Source organism: Denitrificimonas caeni DSM 24390 (assembly GCF_000421765.1).
GTDB classification, from domain to species: domain Bacteria; phylum Pseudomonadota; class Gammaproteobacteria; order Pseudomonadales; family Pseudomonadaceae; genus Denitrificimonas; species Denitrificimonas caeni.
This window is the reverse complement of record NZ_ATXQ01000014.1, coordinates 1-23247: the sequence shown is the minus strand read 5'-3', so window position 1 is coordinate 23247 and position 23247 is coordinate 1. Positions and strand designations below refer to the sequence as shown.

Sequence of the window (23247 nt, the reverse complement as noted above, 5' to 3'; positions counted from 1 at the left end):
AGACCTCCCGGGGTAAGACACTTAACTTTCCTCGCGTAGACGCTCAATTTATAAAACATATTCCAGTTGCAGATGGAGGGCTTAGCGGTCACGTGCCCGCTGGCCCCGAATATGTCACACCTCATATTGAGTTCTTGTTCATCGCCCCGCGATTTCGCGTTGGACTTCCTTCAGACCCTGCCTCGCGACAACGCCCTTGTCCTTTCGCTAACCTTCGGCTCTGCGAATACCTGGTACGAGGACTTGCACCTCGCTAGTTAAGTGCCATGCCCGGCACACACGTTTGGTTAAGGGGCGGGCTTTAGCCCGTCCCAGTGAGCGCAGCGAACGGTTTGAACCAGTTGTTAGAGCCGTTAACCCAGGGTTGCATTGCATGACGGGCATGACCATTTTCCGAATGTTCTAAATGCCCCGGATAGTGGTGAAACTCTTACCTTTAGACTCTTGGTGTCAAAGCATGCTGTACAAAATAGACCATCTTCTCCGTCGAATGCATAAGCACCGTCTGACAGCTTTGGAGCTTGGCTCGATCGTTGATTGATAATTTTCTTTTGTGATTCGTTTTCTTCAAGAGCCTCTGCAAGAGCAATTTTTAAGTTAGCTGTTTCAAGCTTTGCATCTGCTAGCTCTACAGAAAGATCAGCTACAAGCATTTTGAAATCCGCATCTTCTATCTTTTTAGATAAGGCACGAAGCTTGCCAACGATTTCAATTGCGCTTTGAAGTGAGGCGATGACATCCATGATTCTTCCTCTAGGCTCTAACGCCCGCAGCACGCGCGGCTTTGGAATGGAGGCGAAGCCGCAATGGAAAAGACGTCGCCGTGCCTGCGATTGTTAGCATCACTTGCAAACTGCTCTATCAGTGATAACCCGCAGTGATTTGCATTCAGGACAAAAAAGCCCGATCTTTACTTTTCTTTGAAACCTGTGGCCACATGCTTTGCACAAGAAAAAATAAGGAGGCCCTGGATGAAATTTTGGCATTTTAAGCACTCACTTTTTATTCATTTCCATTGAGGCCTCACCAAACCCTTCTGCTTTAGCCGTGAATTTCCTGTCATAACCATTAGTGATACTTAGAATTAATGCTAAACCTAAAAAAGCAACGGCAGTTATCGCAGCGATACCCATACCAGTTGTTGCAGTTAAGCCAACGACTCCAACAGCGCCACTTACCCCTCCAGTGAAGGGAGTTGCAGCCAAAGCTGCCCCAAGAATAACCAAGGCAGGCTTCGAGACTTTCTTAATCGCTTCGGCCTTATGAATTTTCTCAGCCAGATCACCTTTTACGATTATCTTCTCAACTTTGTTATTAACCGCAGCTTCAAGCTCTTCTTTTGTTCTTACTTCAACTAAGTTGCTCATAGTTTGTACTCCTCGCGTGGATTTAGATATGCTAACAGCTTATTAGTAGGCATGCTCGTTTTGTCAACCGTAGCTGCTTACCGTTAATTAATATAAGCATCTGTATTTAAAGGACTTTATCTAAAAATACGAGACACTCCATTGCTACAAATCAAGCATGCCGCCTATCCTGCTTACGCCATGCACACTATCCCGCCAACTCATTTTATAAGCAATTGATCTCTATCGAGTTTTAATAAAAACCGGTAGCAAAACAAGCAGTTCTGAGTTTGAAAACAAGCACATTTACAAATCCCAGCTAGAATAGGCTGTACAGGCAGACAGTTGCAAGACAATGAGCGTTTTATGTCTAACAGTCCATTTTTAAATTCTATACGCATGGATATGCGCCAAAAAGGCTACGCACTTAAAACTGAAAAAACCTACTTACACTGGATTAAACGTTTTATTTTATTTCATCAGAAGCGTCATCCGCAGACAATAGGTAGTGAGGAGGTTCGGCAGTTTTTATCGCATTTAGCGAATGACAAGCATGTCGCAACCAATACGCAAAAAATCGCTTTGAACGCTTTAGCATTCTTATATAACAAATTCTTACAGCAACCTCTGGGTGATATTGACTATATACCAGCCAGTAAACTAAGTAACTTGCCCATAGTTATTTCTGTGAATGAGGTTCAGCGTATTTTGCAGGCTATGGAGGCTCCATTTGGCTTATTAATGAACAATAAAAACGCGCACTCCTCACGGAACTGCGCGTTTTCTATTTTTAGCCATCCTTAGTCTAGCAATCTCGGCCCTATGCGTATTCTTTACGCAGTTGCTTCGCTGCTGTCACCATGTGTTCCAGTGCGCCTTTGGTTTCTGGCCAGGCGCGGGTTTTTAAGCCGCAGTCTGGGTTGGCCCAGAGCTGTTCCACGGGAATGCGTTTGGCCGCTTTGCGTAGCAAGTTGGCCATTTCGTTACTGTCTGGTACGCGTGGTGAGTGAATGTCGTACACACCAGGACCAATGTCGTTTGGATAATGGAAGGTTTCAAAGGCTTCCAGTAATTCCATGTCGGAACGTGAGGTTTCAATGGTGATCACGTCCGCATCCATCGCGGCAATTGAGTCGATGACATCGTTAAACTCGCTGTAGCACATGTGCGTGTGGATCTGCGTTTCATCGCGCACACCACTGGCAGTGAGACGGAAGGCTTCAGTCGCCCAATCCAAGTAGTGCTGCCACTGTGCACGGCGCAATGGTAAACCTTCCCGGAAGGCGGCTTCGTCAATCTGAATGATTTTAATCCCAGCGGCTTCCAGATCCACCACTTCATCCCGAATCGCCAGTGCCAATTGACGCGCTTGCTCTTCACGTGAAACGTCTTCACGCGGAAACGACCACATCAGCATGGTCACAGGACCAGTCAGCATGCCTTTCATGATTTTATTGGTCTGCTGTTGGGCGTACTTAATCCACTCAACAGTCATGGCTTGCGGGCGGGTTAAGTCGCCGAAGATCACCGCCGGCTTCACACAACGTGAACCGTAGCTTTGCACCCAACCAAAGCGAGTGAACAAGTAACCGTCCAGCTGCTCGGCAAAGTACTCAACCATGTCATTACGCTCGGCTTCACCGTGCACCAACACATCAAGATCCAATTCTTCCTGAACGCGCACGGCGTGTTGGATTTCTGCCTGCATGGCTTTTTGATAATCCACTTCGCTCAATTTGCCTTGACGATAGCCTAGACGTGCTGCGCGGATCTCTTTGGTTTGTGGGAACGAACCAATGGTTGTGGTTGGGAACAAAGGCAAGTCCAAACGCTCACGTTGCAACTTGATGCGCTCAGCAAACACAGATTTACGCTGGCTGTCTTGCGCCGTTACGGCAGCCAGACGCGCTTGTACTTCTGGCTTGTGAATGCGCGGTGAGTTGGCGCGACTTTCTTGTACTTTACGGCTTTGTGCCAGTGCAGCTTTTACTTGCGGACTGTCTGGATTGTTCAACGCTTGTGCTAAAACAGCCACTTCAGCAGATTTTTGTACGGCAAAGGCCAACCAGCTTTTCAGCTCTTCATCAAGCTGATCTTCACGATCCAAATCAACTGGGCTGTGCAGCAATGAGCACGATGGTGCAACCCATAAACGGTCACCTAAACGCTCTTGTGCATGCTTGAGGGTTTCTAATACTTTCTCAAGATCACAACGCCAAACGTTACGGCCATTAACCACACCCAATGACAGGACTTTGTAGGCGGGTAGACGATCAAGAATGGTTGGGTACTGCTCTGGCGCACGCACCAGATCAATGTGCAAACCATCCACCGGTAAGCCTGCAGCTAAGCCAAGGTTGTCTTCTAAACCTGCAAAGTAAGTGGCAACCAGCTTTTTAACTGGCTCGCGCTGCAATAAGTTGTAAGCACGCTCAAAGGCGTTTTTCCATTCTTGTGGCAAATCAAGGCTCAGAATCGGCTCATCAATTTGTACCCACTCAACGCCCTGCGCCGCTAAGCGCTGGAAGATTTGCCCGTAAATAGGCAGCAATTTATCTAACAAATCGAGCTTATTAAACTCTTCGCCCTTCACTTTACCTAACCACAACCAGGTCAATGGGCCGATCACGACAGGCTTAACTGTGTGCCCCAGCGCCAACGCTTCATCGACTTCTTCAAACAGCTGTTCCCAGCTTAAAGAGAACTCTTGGTCTGCGGTCAATTCAGGGACTAAGTAGTGATAGTTGGTATCAAACCATTTAGTCATTTCTTGTGCGTGCGCACCACCACAGCAACCGCTTTCAACTACGCCACGGCCCATAGCAAATAAGGTATCAATTGTTGGCTTTTCGCCTGTTTTAGCAAAGCGCTCTGGAACCACACCAAAAGTCAGTGAGTGCGTCAGCACTTGGTCGTACCAAGCAAAGTCACCGACGGGCACTAAATCAATACCGGCGTCTTTCTGTAACTGCCAGTGTTTAGCACGCAATTCACGGCCAACTTGACGCAAGTTATCTTCAGTGATGTCACCTTTCCAGTATGCTTCTACTGCTTTCTTCAGTTCGCGATCGCCGCCAATGCGGGGGAAACCTAAGTTATGTGCTACAGCCATGCGAGTTCTCCTTTAAAATATCTGGAGTTATTCTCAACACTTAGTGCGAATGAGACAATCTCAGAATATTATTGATCATCAATAGTTTTACTCATGTAGCCACTTAAGGAATTTGCATGCTCGATATTCGTCACCTCAAGACGCTCGGCGCGCTGCGCGATGCCGGCAGCTTAGTCGAGGCAGCAGAACGCCTGCACCTCACGCAATCGGCGTTGTCGCACCAGTTCAAAGAAATGGAAGACCGTCTCGACATGCAACTGTTTGTGCGCAAAACCAAACCGGTGCGTTTTACCAGCGCAGGCTTACGTTTGCTCAGGCTAGCCGATGAAGTCTTGCCGCTGATGCGCAGCGCCGAGCGAGATATCGCCCGCTTGCAAGGCGGCTCGGCTGGACGCTTACACATGGCGATTGAATGCCACAGTTGTTTTCAGTGGCTGATGCCGACGATTGATCAGTTTCGCGATGCTTGGCCTGAAGTGGAATTAGACTTGGCTTCTGGCTTTTCCTTTGCGCCGCTGCCGGCTTTGGCGCGTGGCGATTTGGATTTAGTCGTCACCTCTGATCCGATTGAGCTGAGCGGTATCAGCTACATCCCTTTGTTTGCTTATGAAGCCTTATTGGCGGTGGCGAAGCAGCATCCACTGGCGCAGAAAGCCTATATTGAGCCCGAAGATTTACGTGAAGAAACTCTGATCATCTACCCTGTCGAGCATGATCGTTTAGATATTTTCAACCACTTCTTAGTGCCTGCCGATATCGAGCCTGCCCAAGTGCGCACTTCAGAGCTGACGGTGATGATGATGCAATTGGTCGCCAGCGGCCGTGGCGTTTGCTGTTTGCCTAATTGGGCGATGCATGAGTACACCTCAAAAGGCTACGTCAGCGCACGTCGCTTAGGTGCAGAGGGTTTGTTTTCGACCCTGTACGCAGCAGTGCGCACCGATATGCTCGATGCTGCTTTTATGAAGGATTTTTTACTGACGGCAAAAGATACATCATTTACCACACTGGCTGGTGTCAGCGCGGTAAAGGAGTAATTCTAAAAGGCTTGATTAGCCGAGCAGGATGATTGCCCAAACGGCAGCAATGGTTGCCATGCCGATCATCTGTGCAGCACTGCCCATATCTTTAGCGTTTTTCGACAAGGGATGTCGCTCTAAAGAAATTCGATCAATCGCCGCTTCAATGGCTGAGTTAAACAATTCGATAATCAGTGACAATAAGCACACTGCGACCATCAACGCCTGCTCACCACGGGTGACCGGCAAGAAAAAGCTGATGGGAATTAAGATGATATTGAGTAACAACAACTGGCGAAAAGCGGCCTCGCCGACAAAAGCGGCGCGCAAACCCGCCATCGAATAGCCGGTAGCATTAATGATACGGCGTACACCGGATTGGCCTTTAAATGGCGACATAGATACCTAATTGCAATAATGATCAGCATTGTTAGCAGTATAGCCTTAGCGACTAAGACCATACTGCTGCGCGAGGATTTATTCGCTTTGCGGAATCGACTCCATCTGCTGCAATAACAACGCAGCTTGAGTACGGGTGCGTACATTGAGTTTACGGAAGATCGCCGTAACGTGCGCTTTAACCGTTGCTTCAGAGACATTTAAGTCATAAGCAATCTGCTTATTAAGCAAACCATCACACACCATGGTCAGCACGCGGAACTGCTGTGGCGTTAAGCTGGCTAAGCCTGCGCTGGCGGCTTTTTCTTCTGCTGTCACTGCAGCTGTTGCTGCAGTTTGCGCTGGCCACCAGACGTCACCATCAAGCACCACTTGCACGGCTTTTTGAATATCTTCTAGTGGGCTGGATTTTGGAATAAAGCCGCTAGCGCCAAACTCTCGTGAACGCGCCATGACCATTGATTCTTCTTGTGCTGAAATCATCACCACTGGAATCTGTGGGTATTGCCCCCGCAGTAACACCAAACCAGAAAAACCATGGGCACCTGGCATATTTAAATCCAGTAGTACTAAATCCCAATCTGATTTTTCTTGTAAACAACTTTCTAGCTCAGCAATATTTTCTGCTTCCACTAAACGAACAGTACTACCCAAACTCAAAGTTAGCGCTTGACGCAATGCGCTACGGAACAATGGGTGGTCATCTGCAATCAGTATTTCGTAGGCAGCCATTTTTAGGTCCTGTTTCTTTATTATAGTAGCTCTGCGTCGTTTGCTTAGCTGTGACGGAGCGGTCACCTAGAATACCACAAAGTACCACTCCGACTGTTTTGCAAGTGCTCGCAAGCAGATATGTCACTGTATTGGGCGTCACCATGTTGCGATTATAGTACAGAAAAATTAGCCAAAGGTCTTAGTTTGGTGAGAATAATAATATTTTTCTTCGGCAAGTGACGCTGCAGTCATCAGTAACGAATAAAGTGCTCACGGTAATACTGCAACTCAGCAATTGACTCTTTAATATCTGCTAACGCTAAGTGCGCTTCACCTTTTTTAAAGCCATCACGAATCTCAGGGGCCCAGCGTGCGGCCAGCTCTTTGACGGTCGAGACATCCAGGTTACGGTAATGAAAATAGGCTTCTAGCTTCGGCATGTGGCGGTGTAGGAAACGGCGATCCTGACAAATGCTATTACCGCAAATAGGCGAGGCATTAGCTGGCACCCACTTTTCTAAAAAAGCGATGGTCTCAGCTTCTGCTTCTGCTTCAGTGACACGACTGTCGCGTACGCGCTGGGTTAAACCACTGCCGCCGTGTTGGCGTGTGTTCCACTCATCCATGCCGGCCAACACCTCATCCGATTGATGAATCGCCAACACCGGGCCTTCTGCAAGGATATTGAGCTGGCTATCAGTGACGATGGTGGCCATTTCAATGATCAGATCATTATCGGTATCAAGCCCGGTCATTTCCAAGTCGATCCAAATTAAATTTTGTGCACTGTACATGGCTCACCCCTTAATCATAAAACGCGCTAACTCAGTTAGCTGCGGTATTTAAATGCAGTCTTTTAAGACATCAACTAATGTCTGATTCTGCTCGTCGGTGCCGATAGTAATTCGTAAAAACTGATCAATCCGCGCTTGTTTAAAGTGGCGTACCAGCACACCTTGCTCGCGCAGTTGCGCTGACAACTCTTGCGCATCACGACTCTGGTGACGAGCAAAGACAAAGTTTGCCGCAGACGGCAGCACTTCAAAGCCCAACGCAGTTAAAGCCTCAACAACCCACTCGCGACTGGCAATGACTTTATTACGGGTACTGTGGAAGTGATCGGCATCGGCAAAAGCAGCCGCTGCTCCGGCAATTGCCGCGCGGTCCAATGGGTAGGAGTTAAAGCTATTTTTAATCCGCTCTAAACCTTCAATCAGATCAGGGTGGCCGACGGCAATGCCAACACGCAAACCGGCTAATGAGCGCGACTTGGATAAGGTTTGTGTCACTAACAGGTTGTCGTACTTTTTCACTAAGCTGATTGCCGACTCGCCGCCAAAATCAATATAGGCTTCATCGACCAGTACTACTGAATCAGGATTGGCTTTAAGAATCTGCTCAATCTTATCCAGCTCTAACAGGCAACCTGTTGGTGCGTTTGGATTGGGGAAAATAATCCCGCCATTGGGCTGCTGATAATCTTCCGGGCGAATCTGGAAGTTTTCATCCAGCGCGACAGGCTGCTGCTCAATGCCGTACAAGCCACAATAAACCGGATAAAAGCTATAGCTGATATCGGGGAATAACAGCGGTTTGCCGTGCTGAAATAAACCATGAAAGGCATGCGCCAGCACTTCATCAGAACCGTTGCCGACAAACACATACTGAGGACCAACTGAGTAGTAGTCGGCGACTGCATGCTTGAGCAAATCACAATTTGGGTCAGGGTACAAACGCAAGTCATCACTGATTTGTGCTTGCATCGCAACCAGAGCTTTGGGCGAGGGTCCGTAAGGATTCTCGTTGGTATTGAGTTTGATTAAACGTTCAATCTTCGGTTGTTCACCTGGCACATAAGGCACCAGCTTATTAACAAAAGGACTCCAAAACTTACTCACGTGTAACGCTCCTAAACTGAGTCAGTCGTCACCTTGTGTGTGACGACATTATTCCTCGATCACCGCTGATATGAGCGGCCTTTGTGCGTGCTAATCGGCCTTAATGCGATATTCAGCTGAGCGCGCGTGCGCGGTCAAGGACTCACCACGCGCCAGCACCGATGCCACTTTACCCAACTCAGAAGCACCTTCTGGACTGCAGTAAATAATCGACGAACGTTTCTGAAAATCATAAACGCCCAGCGGTGACGAGAAGCGCGCTGTGCCAGAGGTTGGCAGAACGTGATTGGGTCCTGCGCAATAATCGCCTAAAGCTTCTGCGGTGTAACGGCCCATAAAAATCGCGCCAGCATGACGAATCTGCGGCAATAATTCTTCTGGGTTTTCCACCGACAACTCTAAGTGTTCTGGAGCAATGCGGTTGGCCACTTCAATGGCCTGATTCATATCAGCCACCTGAATCAAAGCACCACGCTCGCGCAAAGAGATACGAGCAATGCCTTCACGCTCTAAGGTCGGCAGTAAGCGCTGCATGCTTGCTTCAACACGGCCTAGAAAGTCTGCATCAGGACTCAGTAAAATCGACTGTGCATCTTCATCGTGCTCAGCTTGCGAGAACAGATCCATGGCAATCCAATCTGGATCGGTTTTGCCATCGCAGACCACGAGGATTTCTGAAGGGCCAGCAATCATATCGATGCCAACTTTACCGAACACGTGGCGTTTGGCGGTGGCGACATAGATATTGCCAGGGCCAACGATTTTATCGACGGGCGGCACGCTTTCTGTGCCATAGGCTAAAGCGGCCACAGCCTGTGCACCACCAATGGTAAATACGCGATCAACGCCGGCAATGGCGGCAGCAGCTAAGACTAATTCATTGATTTCACCGCGCGGCGTTGGCACCACCATCACTACTTCACGCACACCGGCGACTTTCGCAGGAATCGCATTCATTAACACGGATGATGGGTAAGAGGCTTTACCACCTGGCACATACAAGCCAGCACGATCTAACGGCGTGACTTTTTGACCCAACACTGTGCCATCAGCTTCGGTATAGCGCCATGAGTCTTGTACTTGATGCTGGTGATACTCGCGCACACGGCGGGCGGCGGTTTCTAGCGCAGCGCGCTGCTCAGGGGTGATCCGCGTCAGCGCCAGCTCTAAACGCTCGCGTGGCAGGATCAAGTCACTCATCTGCGCCACATCAAGGCCATCAAACTGGCGAGTGTAATCAATCAGCGCGGCATCGCCACGGCTGCGTACATTATCAATGATATCCAGCACGCGTTGATTGATGCTGGCATCAGACACACTTTCCCAGCTCAGTAGTTGATCAAGTGCGGCATTAAAATCTGTATCTTGGGCATTTAAACGTCGAATCATAGTCGCGGCAGTCATAGCGGGCCTCAATAATAAGCAAACATTCGGGCGCCGCCAGACTAGCAAACCTTCTGCGCGGGCACCCGATCAATTCGGCTATGACGCAGATAGGCGGCGTGCATCAGCATGCACACCGGTACACTTTACAATCAGTGTCGTGCGCCTACCGCAGCACTTAAGGTATCAATCAACGCTTGAATATCAGCGTGTTTCATCTTCATCGAAGCACGATTGACGATTAAACGTGAGCTGATGTGCGCGATCAATTCTTGCGGCTCTAAACCGTTGGCACGCAAGGTGTTACCCGTATCAACCACGTCAATGATCTTATCGGCTAAGCCAACCAACGGTGCCAGTTCCATCGAGCCATACAGTTTGATGATATCAACTTGACGACCTTGCTCAGCATAGTAACGCTTGGCAACATTGACGAACTTGGTAGCCACGCGTAGACGGCCAACAGGCTCAGGTGCATCAATCGCACCAGCGGTCATCAACTTGCATTTAGCAATCTGCAAGTCGAGTGGCTCATACAAACCTTGGCCACCGTATTCAAGCAGTACATCTTTACCGGCAACACCTAAGTCCGCTGCACCCAACTCAACATAAGTTGGCACATCGGTAGCGCGCACGATCAGCAAACGCACATCATCACGCGTGGTTGGGATAATCAATTTGCGGCTCTTTTCTGGGTTTTCCGTCGGCACAATACCTGCCTGCTCTAAAAGCGGCAGGGTATCGTCGAGAATCCGACCTTTTGAAAGTGCAATAGTTAACATAAGACTAGCCTGGTACTCGGCGGATTTTCGCACCGAGGAGTTGCATTTTTTCCTCGATACATTCGTAGCCACGGTCAATGTGGTAAATACGGTCAATCAGGGTATCGCCGCCCGCCATTAAAGCCGCAATAACCAGACTGGCCGAAGCGCGCAGGTCAGTTGCCATCACTGGAGCAGCTTTTAGCTGTGGAATACCGGTGACAATCGCTGTATTACCTTCAATTTGAATTTTCGCACCCATGCGCTGCATTTCTAGCGCATGCATAAAGCGGTTTTCAAAGATGGTTTCAATCACGGTGCCAGTGCCTTCAGCCAAAGCATTCAAGGCAATAAATTGCGCTTGCATGTCAGTTGGGAAAGCTGGGTAAGGTGCGGTGCGCACGCTGACGGCTTTAGGACGCTTGCCGTGCATGTTCAGCTCAATCCAGTCTTCACCTGTGGTGATTTCCGCACCGGCTTCTTGTAGCTTCGAAAGCACCGCTTCAAGAATGGTTGGATCGGTGTCTTTGAGCTTAACGCGACCGCCGGTCACCGCTGCTGCCACCAAGTAGGTGCCAGTTTCGATACGGTCTGGCATCACCTTGTAGGTTGCGCCGCCCAGTTTCTCAACACCATCAATAATAATGGTATCAGTGCCAGCACCTTGAATTTTTGCACCCATCGCGATCAGACAGTTGGCCAAATCGACAATTTCTGGCTCGCGCGCACTGTTTTCAAGAACAGTACGGCCTTTCGCCAAAGTGGCGGCCATCATGATGTTTTCGGTACCGGTTACGCTGACAATATCAAAGAAGAAGTTGCCACCACGTAAACCGCCTTCTGGCGCTTTGGCTTTAATGTAGCCATCTTCTACAGTGATTTCTGCACCCAGCGCTTCCAAACCGCGGATGTGTAAATCCACTGGACGCGAACCAATTGCGCAACCACCTGGCAAGGCCACTTCAGCTTCGCCAAAATGCGCAACCATCGGACCCAACACCAAAATAGATGCGCGCATGGTTTTCACCAAATCGTACGGCGCCACTAAGGTTTGAATAGTGCGTGGATCGATTTCAACACTGAGTTTTTCATCAATCACCGGCTGAATGCCCATACGGCCAAACAACTCAATCATCGTCGTAATATCGTGCAGGTGCGGTAAATTGCACACAGTCACAGGCGCGCTGGCCAACAAAGTTGCAGCAAGAATCGGTAGTGCGGCGTTTTTAGCACCTGAAATACGAATTTCACCGTCTAAACGATGACCTCCGCTAATAATTAGCTTATCCATTAGAGTCTCGTTTGGTTGCTTTAAGAGCGTTCGGCCCAAGCCGTGCGAGTAAAAAACTTCATTGTAACCGCATGAATACTGCCATCAGCAATCCATGGGTTAATTTCTGCATAAACCTGCTGTTGACGTTTAACTGGGCTCAAGGCCGCTAACTCGTCACTGATAATATTAAGCTGAAAATTGCAGCCTTCGCCTTCCACTTCAACTTGTGTGTTCGAGAGTTTCTCTTCTAACAGTTGTTTCACTGCTACAGCTTGCATAGTAATCCTCATTAGCAACGGCCTGAGTTACAGCCGCTTTATTTGCATCAATTCATTCGGTATCGCACAAGCCCATTAGGGGGCGATATTGAGTATCTCGGTCAAACCACAGACCTCGGCAATTTTTTGCATATCGAGCGGTAGATGGGTGAGCTTAACGGTTTTACCGCCCTGCTCAGCATCGCGCATAAAAGCCAATAATAAAGCCAAGCCGACGCTGCTGGATTTCTCGACAGCGGCGCAGTTCACTTCTAAATTATCAGCCTTACTGCTACGAATCAGCTCTTGGCCTTGCTTGCGTAATAACGGACCGCTGCGGTAATCCAAGACACCCTGAATACGCAGTACGCCATCCTCTAAAGTGACACTGTCGTTACTCACGCATCCTCCTGAGCGGCGCGTGTTTTAGCGACCGTTTCGACCCAAGAATCAATCACGCGATCAAGATCTTGCGCATTACGTTGCATGGCTTCGGCAAACTGATCGCGAAATAGTTTACCGACATTGATGCCGTTAATAATAACGTTGCGCATCATCCACTTATTTTTAATTTTAACCATGGTGTAAGACACAGGGTAGATAACACCTTTGTGATCTGTCACTTCCATGCGCACTTCGCTGCGATCTGATCCTTGCGCAATGCTGTTAGGCAGTACGCGAATGCTTTGATTGTTGTACTCAAGCAAGGCATTACCGTAGAACTGCATCAAACTGCGTTTAAAGTTTTCTTGAAAACGCTGCATCTGTTCGGGTGTTGCACGGCGTGAATAACGCACTGTCATTACGCTTCTGGAAATGCCGTCAGCATCAACTACTTCGCCCAAAATCGAATCCATTGCATTATAAAAAGCAGCTGGATCAGTTCGGTATTGTTCTTTGTTAGCTTTTAGATCAGCCAGCAAATTATTGGTGGTTTCTTCAACCACCGTACGCGCATCTGTTGCTGCAACGCTAATGCCAGTAAAGGCTAGCGCAGCAAAAAATAAAGCATGACGTAACATGGCAAACATAATAACTATTCCTGATTAACGCTGTTCATTAAAAACTTACCAATCAGCTCTTCGAGAACCAAAGATGACTGCGTATCATAAATCACATCACCGTCTTTCAATACTTCATCTTCACCGCCGACGCTAAAGCTGATGTATTTCTCGCCCAGCAAACCCGCAGTTAAAATCGAAGCAGTGGTATCAGTGGGTAAGTTATTGACCCGGCTCTGCACTTCCATGCTGACTTTGCCGGTGTAAGTTTCGGTGTCGAAGTCAATCGCGACGACCTTACCTACTGTAACGCCTGCCATGGTTACTTTGGCACGCGTGGTGAGACCAGAAATATTATCAAAATGGGCAACCAGTTTATAAGTGTCAGTACTGTTGGCAACGGTTAAGCCACTGACTCGTAAAGCCAGCAGTAATAACGCCAGCATACCTGCCAACAAGAACACACCTACACTAATCTCTACGGCGCGGATTCGCATCAGAAATCTCCAAACATTAAAGCAGTCAAAATAAAGTCCAAACCCAACACCGCTAACGAGGCATACACCACCGTGCGCGTGGTGGCGCGACTGATACCTTCTGAGGTCGGCTCGCAATCATAGCCCTGGAATACCGCAACCCAAGTCACCACAAAAGCAAACACCACACTTTTAATTACGCCGTTGAGTACATCGTCATAAAAATCGACACTGTTGGTCATATTACCCCAGTACGATCCTTCATAGACGCCCAGCCAATCAACAGCAACCATCGCCCCGCCCCAAATACCGACGACGGAGAAAATCGCGGCCAACAAAGGCATCGAAATAAAACCGGCCCAGAGGCGTGGCGCAATGATGTATTTAAGCGGATCAACGCCAATCATTTCTAGACTGGACAGCTGTTCCGTGGATTTCATATTACCGATTTCGGCAGTCAAAGCAGAGCCTGCACGACCGGCGAACAATAGCGCGGTAACAACCGGCCCCAGCTCACGCAGTAGAGTTAAAGCCACCATCTGCCCGACAGCTTGCTCAGAACCAAAGTCCACTAAAATACTGTAACCCTGTAGCGCCAATACCATGCCGATAAATAAGCCCGACACGATAATAATAGCCAGCGACAAGACACCGACTGAGTACAACTGTTTAATCAGCAGATGCATGCCAGCACCTGCGCCACCTCGACCAATCAATACGTGCCAGAGAAAAATCAGCGAGCGCCCCATGGCCTGAACAATGTTCAAGCCAGAACGTCCTAACAACGCGATACGATCTAATAACGACTGACGCGCCATTTAACGACCTCCCAATAAGTCGTCGCGATAATCCGGGGCGTCAAAGTGAAACGGCACCGGCCCATCGGGAATACCCTGCATAAACTGACGAATACGCGGGTTATCTGAATTCATTAACTCGTCTGGCGAACCTTGGCCTAATACTTGACCGTCACCGACCACATATAAGTAGTCAGAAATGCTCGCCGTCTCAGCTAAGTCATGCGAGACCACCACACTGGTAATGCCTAAGGCATCATTTAATAAACGAATCAACCGCACTAAGACGCCTTTGGCGATTGGATCTTGTCCAACAAAGGGCTCGTCATACAATAAAATTTCTGGATCTAAAGCAATAGCTCGCGCTAAGGCCACGCGACGCTTCATTCCGCCCGACAACTCATCTGGCATTAAATCAATCGCACCACGTAAACCCACGGCCTGCAATTTCATTAAGACGATGTCACGAATCATTTCATCAGGCAGTTCGGTGTGCACGCGCAATGGAAACGCAACGTTTTCGAACACATTTAAATCAGTAAATAGCGCACCGCTTTGAAATAACACGCCAAATTGTTTACGCATATCAAACAGGTCGCTGCGCGATAACGTCGGCAAATTCTGCCCGTTAACCCACACTTCACCTTTCTCAGGCTTTAGTTGTGCCGCCATCAATCGCAGCAATGTGGTCTTACCACAACCCGACGGTCCCATCACGCCAGTCACTTTGCCTCGTGGAAAGCTGATGCTGACATTATCAAAAATTTTCCGCGAGCCGCGCTGAAAGGTCACGCCTTTTAACGCTACGGCGAAAGCATCGTCAACTGACATTTAAACTCCCGCTAAATACGATTAAGTTGCTGAAACACTAGTTTTCTGCAGTTTTTTGCACCTGCAGGAAATGCGGCAATATAGCACTGTCAGCGCAGACTCCCAATAGAGAAGGATAATCAAGACGCATAACAGTGCAGTCATTAGCAAAGTCACTATAAACAACAAAGGCACCTGAGGTGCCTTTGTGATCAATCATGCACTGAGTCAAACCATCAATGCTGATGACCACCTTCACCGTGAACATGACCGTGCGCAAGTTCTTCTTCGCTTGCTGCACGTACACTCACAACTTTAACTTTGAAGTTAAGTTGTTGACCGGCCAGAGGATGATTGCCATCAATAGTCACTTGATCACCATCGATGTCACGGATAGTCACAATCTGCATGCCACCATCCGGCGCAGAAGCATGAAACTGCATACCCACTTCCAGTTGATCAACACCTTCAAACATTTCACGACCCAGATTAGTGATCAGTTCAGCGCTGTACTCACCATAAGCATCTTCTGGCTCAATGCTTACGTCCAGCTCATCGCCGACCGCTTTACCGGCCAATGCTTTTTCCAAACCAGCAATGATATTGCCTGCACCATGCAAATAGACCAACGGCTCTGCACCAGCAGAACTATCAATCACTTCACCAGCGTCGTTACTGAGCGTGTAGTCAATGGCGACAACGTGTTGATTGGCGATCAGCATAAAATAAAAACCTTTATCAAAATGAATGTAAGCGAAAGTTTACCTGCAGTTGCGACGTAATGCGACTTTAGAATAAATAGACCAATGCTTGCTTGACCTCTCTCTACCTGGCGCACGAAGATTGGGAAACCTTATAAATGATCCGGCCTTTTCTTGGTAATGCTCGGCCGTATCCAACATTACTCTTATATATACCTAAAGGATTTTAAATGTCGTCTCGAAATATACTGGTTATCAACAGCGGCAGTTCTTCTATTAAGTTCGCCCTCGTCAATGAAGACAAAGAGCAGTTTCTAATTCAAGGTCTGGCTGAGCGTCTAGGCACCAGCGAAGCGGTTTTAAACTGGCAATTGGACGACGAGAAGCATGTTACACAGTTACATGGCGCAGACCACAAAGAAGCCTTTGCACGTTTACTGCCTTTAGTACAAAAAGCCAGCCACGGCCAGTTGACCGGTATTGGTCACCGTGTTGTTCATGGCGGCGCGCACTTTACTGAAGCAACCGCACTTAACCGCGAAGTCATTGATGTGATTCGTCGTGCCGCGGTATTAGCTCCTTTGCACAACCCAGCTGGTTTAATTGGTATTGAAGCGGCAATCTCACTGTATCCAGACCTGACGCAAGTGGCTGTGTTTGATACTGCTTTCCACCAAACTATGCCTCCACATGCTTATCGTTATGCGGTGCCAGAGCACTTGTACACTGACCACCATGTTCGCCGTTATGGTTTCCACGGTACCAGCCACATGTATGTCAGCCGCAAAGCCGCTGCCATGACAGGTTTACCGGTTGAAGACAGTTGCTGGTTGACTGCCCACCTAGGCAATGGCTGTTCAACTGCCGCCGTTGTTAACGGTGAGAGTTTAGACACCAGCATGGGTTTAACTCCACTGGAAGGTCTGGTGATGGGCACGCGCAGTGGTGATGTTGACCCGAGTCTGCACAATCACTTATCACGCACACTAGGCTGGGACACACAGCGTATTGAAACAGTGCTGACCAAAGAAAGTGGTTTACTGGGCTTGTCTGGTCTATCCAACGACATGCGCACCCTGATTGAAGCACGAGAAAAAGGTGATGAGCGTGCCACTTTGGCAATTGAAGTGTTCTGCTACCGCCTTGCTAAATCATTAGCGGGCATGGCTTGTGCACTGCCAAAGCTGGATGGTTTGATTTTCACCGGTGGTATCGGCGAGAACGCCAGCCTAGTACGCAGCAAAACTCTAGATTATTTGCGTTTATTTGATTTCAAACTGGATGAAGCAGCAAACCTGAAGTGTATTCGCGGCGTAGGCGGTATCATCAGCGCTGACAATCATCCGCGTGTATTGGTTGTCCCAACCAACGAAGAACGCCAGATCGCTGTTGAAACACTGGCTTTGATCGACGCTCACGCTTAATACAGGACGCTTGATTCATGCATACATTTTTACTTGCTCCAACCGGTTTCGGTGTCGGCTTATCGTCAATCAGTTTAGGTGTTGTCCAAGCCTTACTGCGCTCAGGCCTAAAAGTTGGTTTTTTCAAGCCCATTGCCCAGCCGCACTCAGACGATACGGGTCCTGAGCGCTCTAGCGCTCTGATGGAAGCAACTCACGGTATTCGTCAGCCTAAAGCACTGTCTTTGGCGTATGTTGAGCGCATGATCGGTAATGGTCAGTTGGATCAACTGATGGAAGAAATCGTCAGTATGCACCAGCAGATTCAAGCGGAATACGACATTATTATTGTCGAAGGCATGACGCCCTCTCGCCAAGCTAACTATGCCGAGCGTATCAATGCGCACCTTGCTAAGACTTTTGATGCCGAAGTGATTTTGGTTAGCGCACCAAGCAGTGATGATCTGAACGAGCTGTCTGACCGTATCGAAATGCAAGCGCAACTGTTTGGCGGCACTAAAGATCCAAAAGTGCTCGGTGTGATTATTAACAAAGTGACTGAATCACCCATCGCTGGCTTTATTGAGCGCTTGAAAAGTCATCTGCCTGCACTGCGCAAAGGCGATTTGCACTTAATTGGCTGCATTACCGCCAAAGAAGAGCTCAATAATGCTCGCACCAGTGATTTTGCAGGATTGATCAAAGCAAAAATACACAACCGAGGTGACATTGAGCAGCGCCGCGTACAGAAAGTAATTTTATGCTCGCGCACTGTGGCCAATATCGTACCTTTACTGCAGCCGGGTGTTTTAGTCGTCTGCCCAGGTGATCGTGACGATATTATTTTAGCGGTGAGCTTGGCTGAAATGAATGGTGTTTTACTCTCCGGTTTATTATTGACCGGCGATCTGACGCCTAATCCAAGCATCATGGATATTGGTGAGCGCGCTCTAAAAGGCGGCTTACCGGTAATGAGCGTACCAACCGGTTCATACGATACGGCTTACAACCTGACCCGTCTGTACAAAGGCATCCCGATTAGCGATACCGAACGCGCCAAAGCCGTGACTGAGTACATTGCGGGTCATCTCGACCAAGATTGGTTAGCTGCACGCTGCAGCACAGTACGCCAACTGCTCTTGTCTCCACCGGCGTTTCGTCATCAACTGGTCAAGCGCGCGCAAGCAGCAAACAAGCGCATCGTGTTACCAGAAGGTAATGAGCCGCGCACCATTCAAGCGGCGGCAATTTGCCAAAAACGCGGAATTGCTCGCTGTGTATTGCTGGCTAAGCCTGAAGAAGTACACGCGATTGCTAAAGCACAAGGCATTGAGCTACCGATTGATTTAGAAATCATTGATCCAGCGTCCATTCGTCAACGCTTTATCGCGCCAATGGTTGAGTTGCGTAAAAGCAAAGGCTTGACCCCGCAACTGGCTAATGTGCAACTGGAAGATACAGTTGTCCTGGCTACCATGATGCTCGCAGAAGATGAAGTGGACGGTTTAGTCTCTGGCGCAGTACACACTACCGCCAGCACTATTCGCCCTGCTTTGCAGTTGATCAAAACCGCACCAGGCTACAATTTGGTGTCTTCGGTCTTCTTTATGCTGCTGCCTGATCAAGTTTTGGTCTACGGCGACTGCGCGGTGAATCCTGATCCAAATGCCACTGAGCTTGCGGAAATTGCTTTGCAAAGCGCCGAATCAGCACAAGCCTTCGGTATTGATCCACGAGTGGCGATGATCAGCTACTCAACCGGAGACTCAGGTACTGGCGCTGAAGTTGAAAAAGTACGTGAAGCCACCCGCATTGCACGTGAACGCAATCCTGCAATGCCGATTGATGGCCCACTGCAATATGACGCTGCTAGTATCGAAAGTGTTGGTCGCTCGAAAGCGCCTGACAGCTTGGTTGCCGGCCGTGCTACGGTGTTTATCTTCCCAGACCTAAACACCGGTAACACCACCTATAAAGCGGTGCAGCGTAGCGCCAACGTGATCAGTGTTGGACCGATGCTGCAAGGCTTACGCAAGCCTGTAAACGATCTGTCACGCGGCGCTTTGGTTGACGATATTGTCTTCACCATCGCTCTCACTGCGATCCAAGCAGCCAATATGCCTTAAGCAACACAGGCTCAGGAGTCACTGCTGCGTCCTGCACAGTGACTCTGTAGTCTCACGTAACACTTGCACTCCAACGCAGAAACGATAACCATAATAATAAAACAACATGTGTTTCTGCTGCGCTTAGCGCATTATTTTGGGGTATTGCTCCTATGTTGCACGTTCTCCCTCCGTTTTTACGCGGCTCTATCGCGCTAGTACTGTTGATTACCAACACCTTATTTTGGTGCTGGCCGCTGTTTATTCTGGCTCTATTAAAATTAGTTCTGCCCTTCACTCCGATCCAGCGCGGCATACGTTTTATCATGCACTGGGTTGCTGAATCGTGGATTTCTGTAAACCGTTTTTGGATGCAAGCGGTGCAACCGATCGAGTGGGATGTCGAAGGCTTAGAAAAGCTTGATATGACCCACTCTTGGCTGGTGACGAGCAACCATCAAAGTTGGGTGGATATTCTCGCGCTGCAGTACCAATTCAACCGACGTTTACCCTTTCTTAAGTTTTTTTTGAAAAAAGAACTGATTTGGGTGCCGGTCATTGGTCTGTGTTGGTGGGCATTGGAGTTTCCATTTATGCAGCGTTACAGCAAAGCTTACCTAGCCAAGCACCCGGAAAAACAAGGCCAAGACTTAGCCACCACACGCAAAGCCTGCGAGCGCTATAAAACCAACCCTGTTTCAGTATTTAACTTTCTCGAGGGAACACGTTTTACTCCAGAAAAACACCAACAACAGAACTCGCCCTTTCAACACTTACTCAAGCCCAAAGCTGGCGGTATTGCCTTCGTTTTGGATGCCATGGGTGAACAGTTACATGGCTTAGTCAACGTCACCATCTATTACCCAGGAGGCCGACCTACGCTGTGGGATGTACTCAGCGGGCAAATCAAACGCATCGTAATGCGCATTCAGATCATGCCGATCCCAAAGCAGTTTCTTGGCAAAAGTTATGATCAGGACATGCAATACCGCGCTGAATTCCAAGAATGGGTCAACCAGCTTTGGTTGCAAAAAGATCAAGAATTGAGCGACTTGATCCAAGCTCAACAGGTGCAAAAAACCCAGTAAACACAAGCCTGCCACCATAGTCGATAGCGCGCGACTGTTCGCCTGACAGTGATGCGCGCTATACTTAGCGCCCTAAAAGCACATGCACTGCGCGTTAAGCCTGTTTTAGCGTATTCACTGCCTGCTCATCTACACCGAGTCTGCTGGTTAAAAGCACTTGATGTTCCCGTCAAATTAGAGGAGCGTTTCATGACCGTTATTAAGCAAGATGATTTGATCCAAAGCGTTGCTGACGCGTTACAGTTTATTTCTTATTACCACCCGCTCGACTTTATTAAAGCCATGCACGAAGCCTATTTGCGTGAAGAATCCGCATCGGCTAAAGATGCCATGGCGCAAATTTTGATCAACTCGCGCATGAGTGCAACCGGCCATCGTCCGCTGTGCCAAGACACCGGCATCGTGACGATCTTTGTTCGCGTCGGTATGGATGTGCGTTGGGATGGTGCGACCATGAGTCTCGATGACATGATCAACGAAGGCGTGCGTCGTGCTTACAATCTGCCAGAAAACGTTCTGCGTGCATCCATTTTGGCTGATCCAGCCGGTGCTCGCCGCAACACTAAAGACAACACGCCAGCTGTGATCCACTACTCTGTCGTGCCAGGCAATACCGTTGAGTTTGATGTCGCAGCCAAAGGCGGCGGCTCAGAAAACAAATCGAAAATGGCCATGCTCAACCCATCCGACTCAATCGTTGATTGGGTATTAAAAACCGTTCCAGAAATGGGCGCAGGCTGGTGCCCACCTGGCATGCTCGGTATTGGCATTGGCGGTACAGCTGAAAAAGCTGCAGTGATGGCGAAAGAAGTGCTGATGGAATCCATCGACATTCATGAACTGCAAGCGCGCGGACCACAAAACCGCATTGAAGAAATGCGTTTAGAATTGTTCGAAAAGGTCAACCAACTGGGGATTGGCGCACAAGGTCTGGGCGGTTTAACCACGGTACTTGATGTAAAAATCATGGATTACCCAACCCATGCGGCTTCATTGCCGGTGTGTATGATTCCAAACTGCGCGGCGACACGTCACGCGCACTTTGTTCTCGATGGTTCTGGCCCTGCTGTGCTGGAAGCTCCACCATTGGACGCCTACCCAGATATCGTCTGGGAAGCAGGTCCTTCCGCGCGCCGCGTTAACCTCGACACTATCACGCCCGAAGATGTGCAAAGCTGGAAGCCCGGCGAAACCATTTTGCTGAACGGTAAAATGCTCACTGGCCGCGACGCTGCGCACAAACGTATGGTTGATATGCTCAACAAAGGCGAAGAGCTACCGGTTGATCTTAAAGGTCGCTTTATCTACTACGTCGGCCCTGTTGATCCAGTGCGTGACGAAGTGGTTGGCCCAGCAGGCCCCACGACGGCAACGCGAATGGATAAGTTTACTCGTCAGATCCTTGAAACCACTGGCTTGCTGGGTATGATCGGTAAATCCGAGCGCGGCCCGATCGCTATTGAAGCGATTAAAGACAATAAAGCTGTCTATCTGATGGCTGTCGGCGGCGCGGCTTACCTGGTTGCCCAAGCGATCAAAAAATCGCGCGTGGTGGCCTTTGCTGAACTGGGGATGGAAGCCATCTACGAGTTTGAAGTCAAAGACATGCCCGTGACTGTTGCGGTCGACACCCTAGGTGAGTCAGTCCACATTACCGGTCCTGCTCTGTGGCAGAAGAAAATCGCCGATAGCTTAGCGGTTGAGATTTAAGCATCGCTTAACCTCTGTGTTAATCTAGCGCCTAGGCCGAGACTCAGTTCTCGGCCTTTTTATTTAATTGTGCTGTCACTACCGAGTTATACAAAACCCGTATTGCGGTATCCAGCTAAAACCAGTGAGCGTCTCGTGGCCAATCGTCGTTACAGCTGCATTGCTTTAAGCAACCCCAAATCTCCAACCAATGTTGGCTCTATCATGCGTGCAGCAGGCTGTTATGGCGTCAATAGCGTGTTTTACACTGGCACACGCTATGATCGCGCCAAAGATTTCATCACTGACACCAAGAAAGTCCATCAAGATGTGCCGCTGATTAACATTGATGACCTGCGCAAAATTTTACCTTTAGGCTGTACGCCGGTCGCCATTGAACTGGTTGAAGGCGCACGCTCTTTGCCTGAATACACTCATCCTGATCGCGCCTTATATATTTTCGGCCCAGAAGATGGTTCGCTGGATAAAGACATTCGCGACTGGTGTGAAGATGTCGTTTATGTCCCCACTAATGGCTGCATGAATTTAGCAGCCACGGTGAATGTGGTGCTGTATGACCGTTTGGCGAAAGGTTTAAATACACGTTCAGGACCGCTGTTTAAATAACAAGCAGAAAGACGATGTCGGCCTAAAGGCGCGACCTTGTATGTTAGTCAGTAACGATTATTCGTTAAGATAAGAGCAATTTACTGGGGAAGCCGTGGCGACCTTGAGGCAGTTTACTGACCTCGTATGTAGAGTGGCTCCCCGCCTCTTTGCTGATCTCGAAGAGTATCCGGAAGCTCAAAAAGAGACTTCGCATATGCAAGGTTGAGAGGCAAAAAGTGCGAGGTCGGGGAACCGGTAAGTATTATTACTGATTAGCTTCGAGGATTAAAGGCATGAGTAGTTTTGTTGGCATTGATATTGGTGCAACCGCGCTCGAAGTAGTGATTCGCAAAAACGATAAAAATGGCGCTGTAAAAAGCTACCAGCAAACACCAAAAGACCATGA

23 protein-coding genes and 1 pseudogene are annotated in these 23247 nt (G+C 48.8%); 7 read left to right on the top strand and 17 right to left on the bottom strand.

The window, feature by feature from the left end; genetic code table 11:
- Positions 1-353: 353 nt before the first annotated feature.
- Together H591_RS0114080 and H591_RS15545 are read right to left on the bottom strand one after the other, a co-directional pair.
- Entirely contained in the window at positions 354-743 is a 390-nt protein-coding gene (locus H591_RS0114080) for a hypothetical protein (protein ID WP_022967607.1), read from the bottom strand.
- A gap of 252 nt (positions 744-995) precedes the next feature.
- Positions 996-1367 (bottom strand): hypothetical protein, encoded by a 372-nt coding sequence (locus H591_RS15545; RefSeq protein ID WP_022967606.1) that lies wholly within the window; start codon positions 1365-1367, stop codon positions 996-998.
- Positions 1368-1712: 345 nt separating this feature from the next.
- Here H591_RS15545 and H591_RS15540 point away from each other — a divergent pair.
- Positions 1713-2069, top strand: a pseudogene (locus H591_RS15540) (phage integrase N-terminal SAM-like domain-containing protein); the annotation flags it as partial.
- A 97-nt stretch (positions 2070-2166) separates the two neighbouring features.
- Here H591_RS15540 and metE read toward each other — a convergent pair.
- The gene (metE, locus tag H591_RS0114065; protein WP_022967604.1) at positions 2167-4458 is read right to left on the bottom strand and encodes a 5-methyltetrahydropteroyltriglutamate--homocysteine S-methyltransferase; all 2292 of its coding nucleotides are present in this window, start codon (positions 4456-4458) and stop codon (positions 2167-2169) included.
- Between the two features lie 116 nt (positions 4459-4574).
- On the opposite strand from metE, the gene metR reads away from it, so the two are divergent.
- Positions 4575-5495 (top strand): transcriptional regulator MetR, encoded by a 921-nt coding sequence (gene metR / locus H591_RS0114060; protein ID WP_022967603.1) that lies wholly within the window; start codon positions 4575-4577, stop codon positions 5493-5495.
- 15 nt (positions 5496-5510) lie between these two features.
- Here the strand turns inward: metR and H591_RS0114055 are convergent, their stop codons facing one another.
- From H591_RS0114055 to H591_RS0113985, 14 genes are all read right to left on the bottom strand, one after another.
- Positions 5511-5876 (bottom strand): diacylglycerol kinase, encoded by a 366-nt coding sequence (locus H591_RS0114055; RefSeq protein WP_022967602.1) that lies wholly within the window; start codon positions 5874-5876, stop codon positions 5511-5513.
- A 78-nt stretch (positions 5877-5954) separates the two neighbouring features.
- Positions 5955-6608, bottom strand: a complete 654-nt coding sequence (gene erdR, locus H591_RS0114050; protein ID WP_022967601.1) for a response regulator transcription factor ErdR — start codon at positions 6606-6608, stop codon at positions 5955-5957.
- A 233-nt stretch (positions 6609-6841) separates the two neighbouring features.
- Complete coding sequence (orn, locus tag H591_RS0114045; protein ID WP_022967600.1) at positions 6842-7384, bottom strand: oligoribonuclease; 543 nt, start codon at positions 7382-7384, stop codon at positions 6842-6844.
- A gap of 48 nt (positions 7385-7432) precedes the next feature.
- Complete coding sequence (gene hisC, locus H591_RS0114040; protein WP_022967599.1) at positions 7433-8488, bottom strand: histidinol-phosphate transaminase; 1056 nt, start codon at positions 8486-8488, stop codon at positions 7433-7435.
- A gap of 90 nt (positions 8489-8578) precedes the next feature.
- The gene (gene hisD / locus H591_RS0114035; protein WP_022967598.1) at positions 8579-9892 is read right to left on the bottom strand and encodes a histidinol dehydrogenase; all 1314 of its coding nucleotides are present in this window, start codon (positions 9890-9892) and stop codon (positions 8579-8581) included.
- 131 nt (positions 9893-10023) lie between these two features.
- Complete coding sequence (gene hisG, locus H591_RS0114030) at positions 10024-10653, bottom strand: ATP phosphoribosyltransferase (protein WP_022967597.1); 630 nt, start codon at positions 10651-10653, stop codon at positions 10024-10026.
- 4 nt (positions 10654-10657) lie between these two features.
- Positions 10658-11923: a UDP-N-acetylglucosamine 1-carboxyvinyltransferase gene (gene murA, locus H591_RS0114025; protein WP_022967596.1), complete on the bottom strand. Its 1266-nt coding sequence runs from the start codon at positions 11921-11923 to the stop codon at positions 10658-10660.
- A 20-nt stretch (positions 11924-11943) separates the two neighbouring features.
- Positions 11944-12183: a BolA family protein gene (locus H591_RS0114020; protein WP_022967595.1), complete on the bottom strand. Its 240-nt coding sequence runs from the start codon at positions 12181-12183 to the stop codon at positions 11944-11946.
- 75 nt (positions 12184-12258) lie between these two features.
- Positions 12259-12564, bottom strand: coding sequence for an STAS domain-containing protein (locus H591_RS0114015; RefSeq protein ID WP_022967594.1), 306 nt, complete (start codon positions 12562-12564; stop codon positions 12259-12261).
- Positions 12561-13193 (bottom strand): MlaC/ttg2D family ABC transporter substrate-binding protein, encoded by a 633-nt coding sequence (locus H591_RS0114010; RefSeq protein ID WP_022967593.1) that lies wholly within the window; start codon positions 13191-13193, stop codon positions 12561-12563. The genes H591_RS0114015 and H591_RS0114010 overlap by 4 nt, the downstream gene beginning before the upstream one ends.
- 5 nt (positions 13194-13198) lie before the next feature.
- Positions 13199-13660, bottom strand: a complete 462-nt coding sequence (mlaD, locus tag H591_RS0114005; RefSeq protein ID WP_022967592.1) for an outer membrane lipid asymmetry maintenance protein MlaD — start codon at positions 13658-13660, stop codon at positions 13199-13201.
- Positions 13660-14457, bottom strand: a complete 798-nt coding sequence (gene mlaE / locus H591_RS0114000; RefSeq protein ID WP_022967591.1) for a lipid asymmetry maintenance ABC transporter permease subunit MlaE — start codon at positions 14455-14457, stop codon at positions 13660-13662. Before mlaE ends, mlaD begins: the two co-directional genes overlap by 1 nt.
- Positions 14458-15267, bottom strand: a complete 810-nt coding sequence (locus tag H591_RS0113995; protein ID WP_022967590.1) for an ATP-binding cassette domain-containing protein — start codon at positions 15265-15267, stop codon at positions 14458-14460. It abuts the gene before it with no gap.
- Positions 15268-15482: 215 nt separating this feature from the next.
- Positions 15483-15968 (bottom strand): FKBP-type peptidyl-prolyl cis-trans isomerase, encoded by a 486-nt coding sequence (locus tag H591_RS0113985; protein ID WP_022967588.1) that lies wholly within the window; start codon positions 15966-15968, stop codon positions 15483-15485.
- A 209-nt stretch (positions 15969-16177) separates the two neighbouring features.
- On the opposite strand from H591_RS0113985, the gene H591_RS0113980 reads away from it, so the two are divergent.
- The 5 genes from H591_RS0113980 to H591_RS0113960 all read left to right on the top strand — a co-directional run bounded on the left by H591_RS0113980 (position 16178) and on the right by H591_RS0113960 (position 22859).
- Entirely contained in the window at positions 16178-17371 is a 1194-nt protein-coding gene (locus H591_RS0113980; RefSeq protein WP_022967587.1) for an acetate kinase, read from the top strand.
- 17 nt (positions 17372-17388) lie between these two features.
- Complete coding sequence (gene pta / locus H591_RS0113975; protein WP_022967586.1) at positions 17389-19476, top strand: phosphate acetyltransferase; 2088 nt, start codon at positions 17389-17391, stop codon at positions 19474-19476.
- A gap of 152 nt (positions 19477-19628) precedes the next feature.
- Positions 19629-20543, top strand: a complete 915-nt coding sequence (locus tag H591_RS0113970; RefSeq protein ID WP_022967585.1) for an acyltransferase — start codon at positions 19629-19631, stop codon at positions 20541-20543.
- A gap of 189 nt (positions 20544-20732) precedes the next feature.
- Positions 20733-22253, top strand: a complete 1521-nt coding sequence (locus H591_RS0113965; RefSeq protein WP_022967584.1) for a fumarate hydratase — start codon at positions 20733-20735, stop codon at positions 22251-22253.
- A 135-nt stretch (positions 22254-22388) separates the two neighbouring features.
- A complete protein-coding gene (locus tag H591_RS0113960; protein ID WP_028244456.1) occupies positions 22389-22859 on the top strand; it encodes an RNA methyltransferase in 471 nt (156 codons plus the stop codon).
- Positions 22860-23247: the final 388 nt, after the last annotated feature.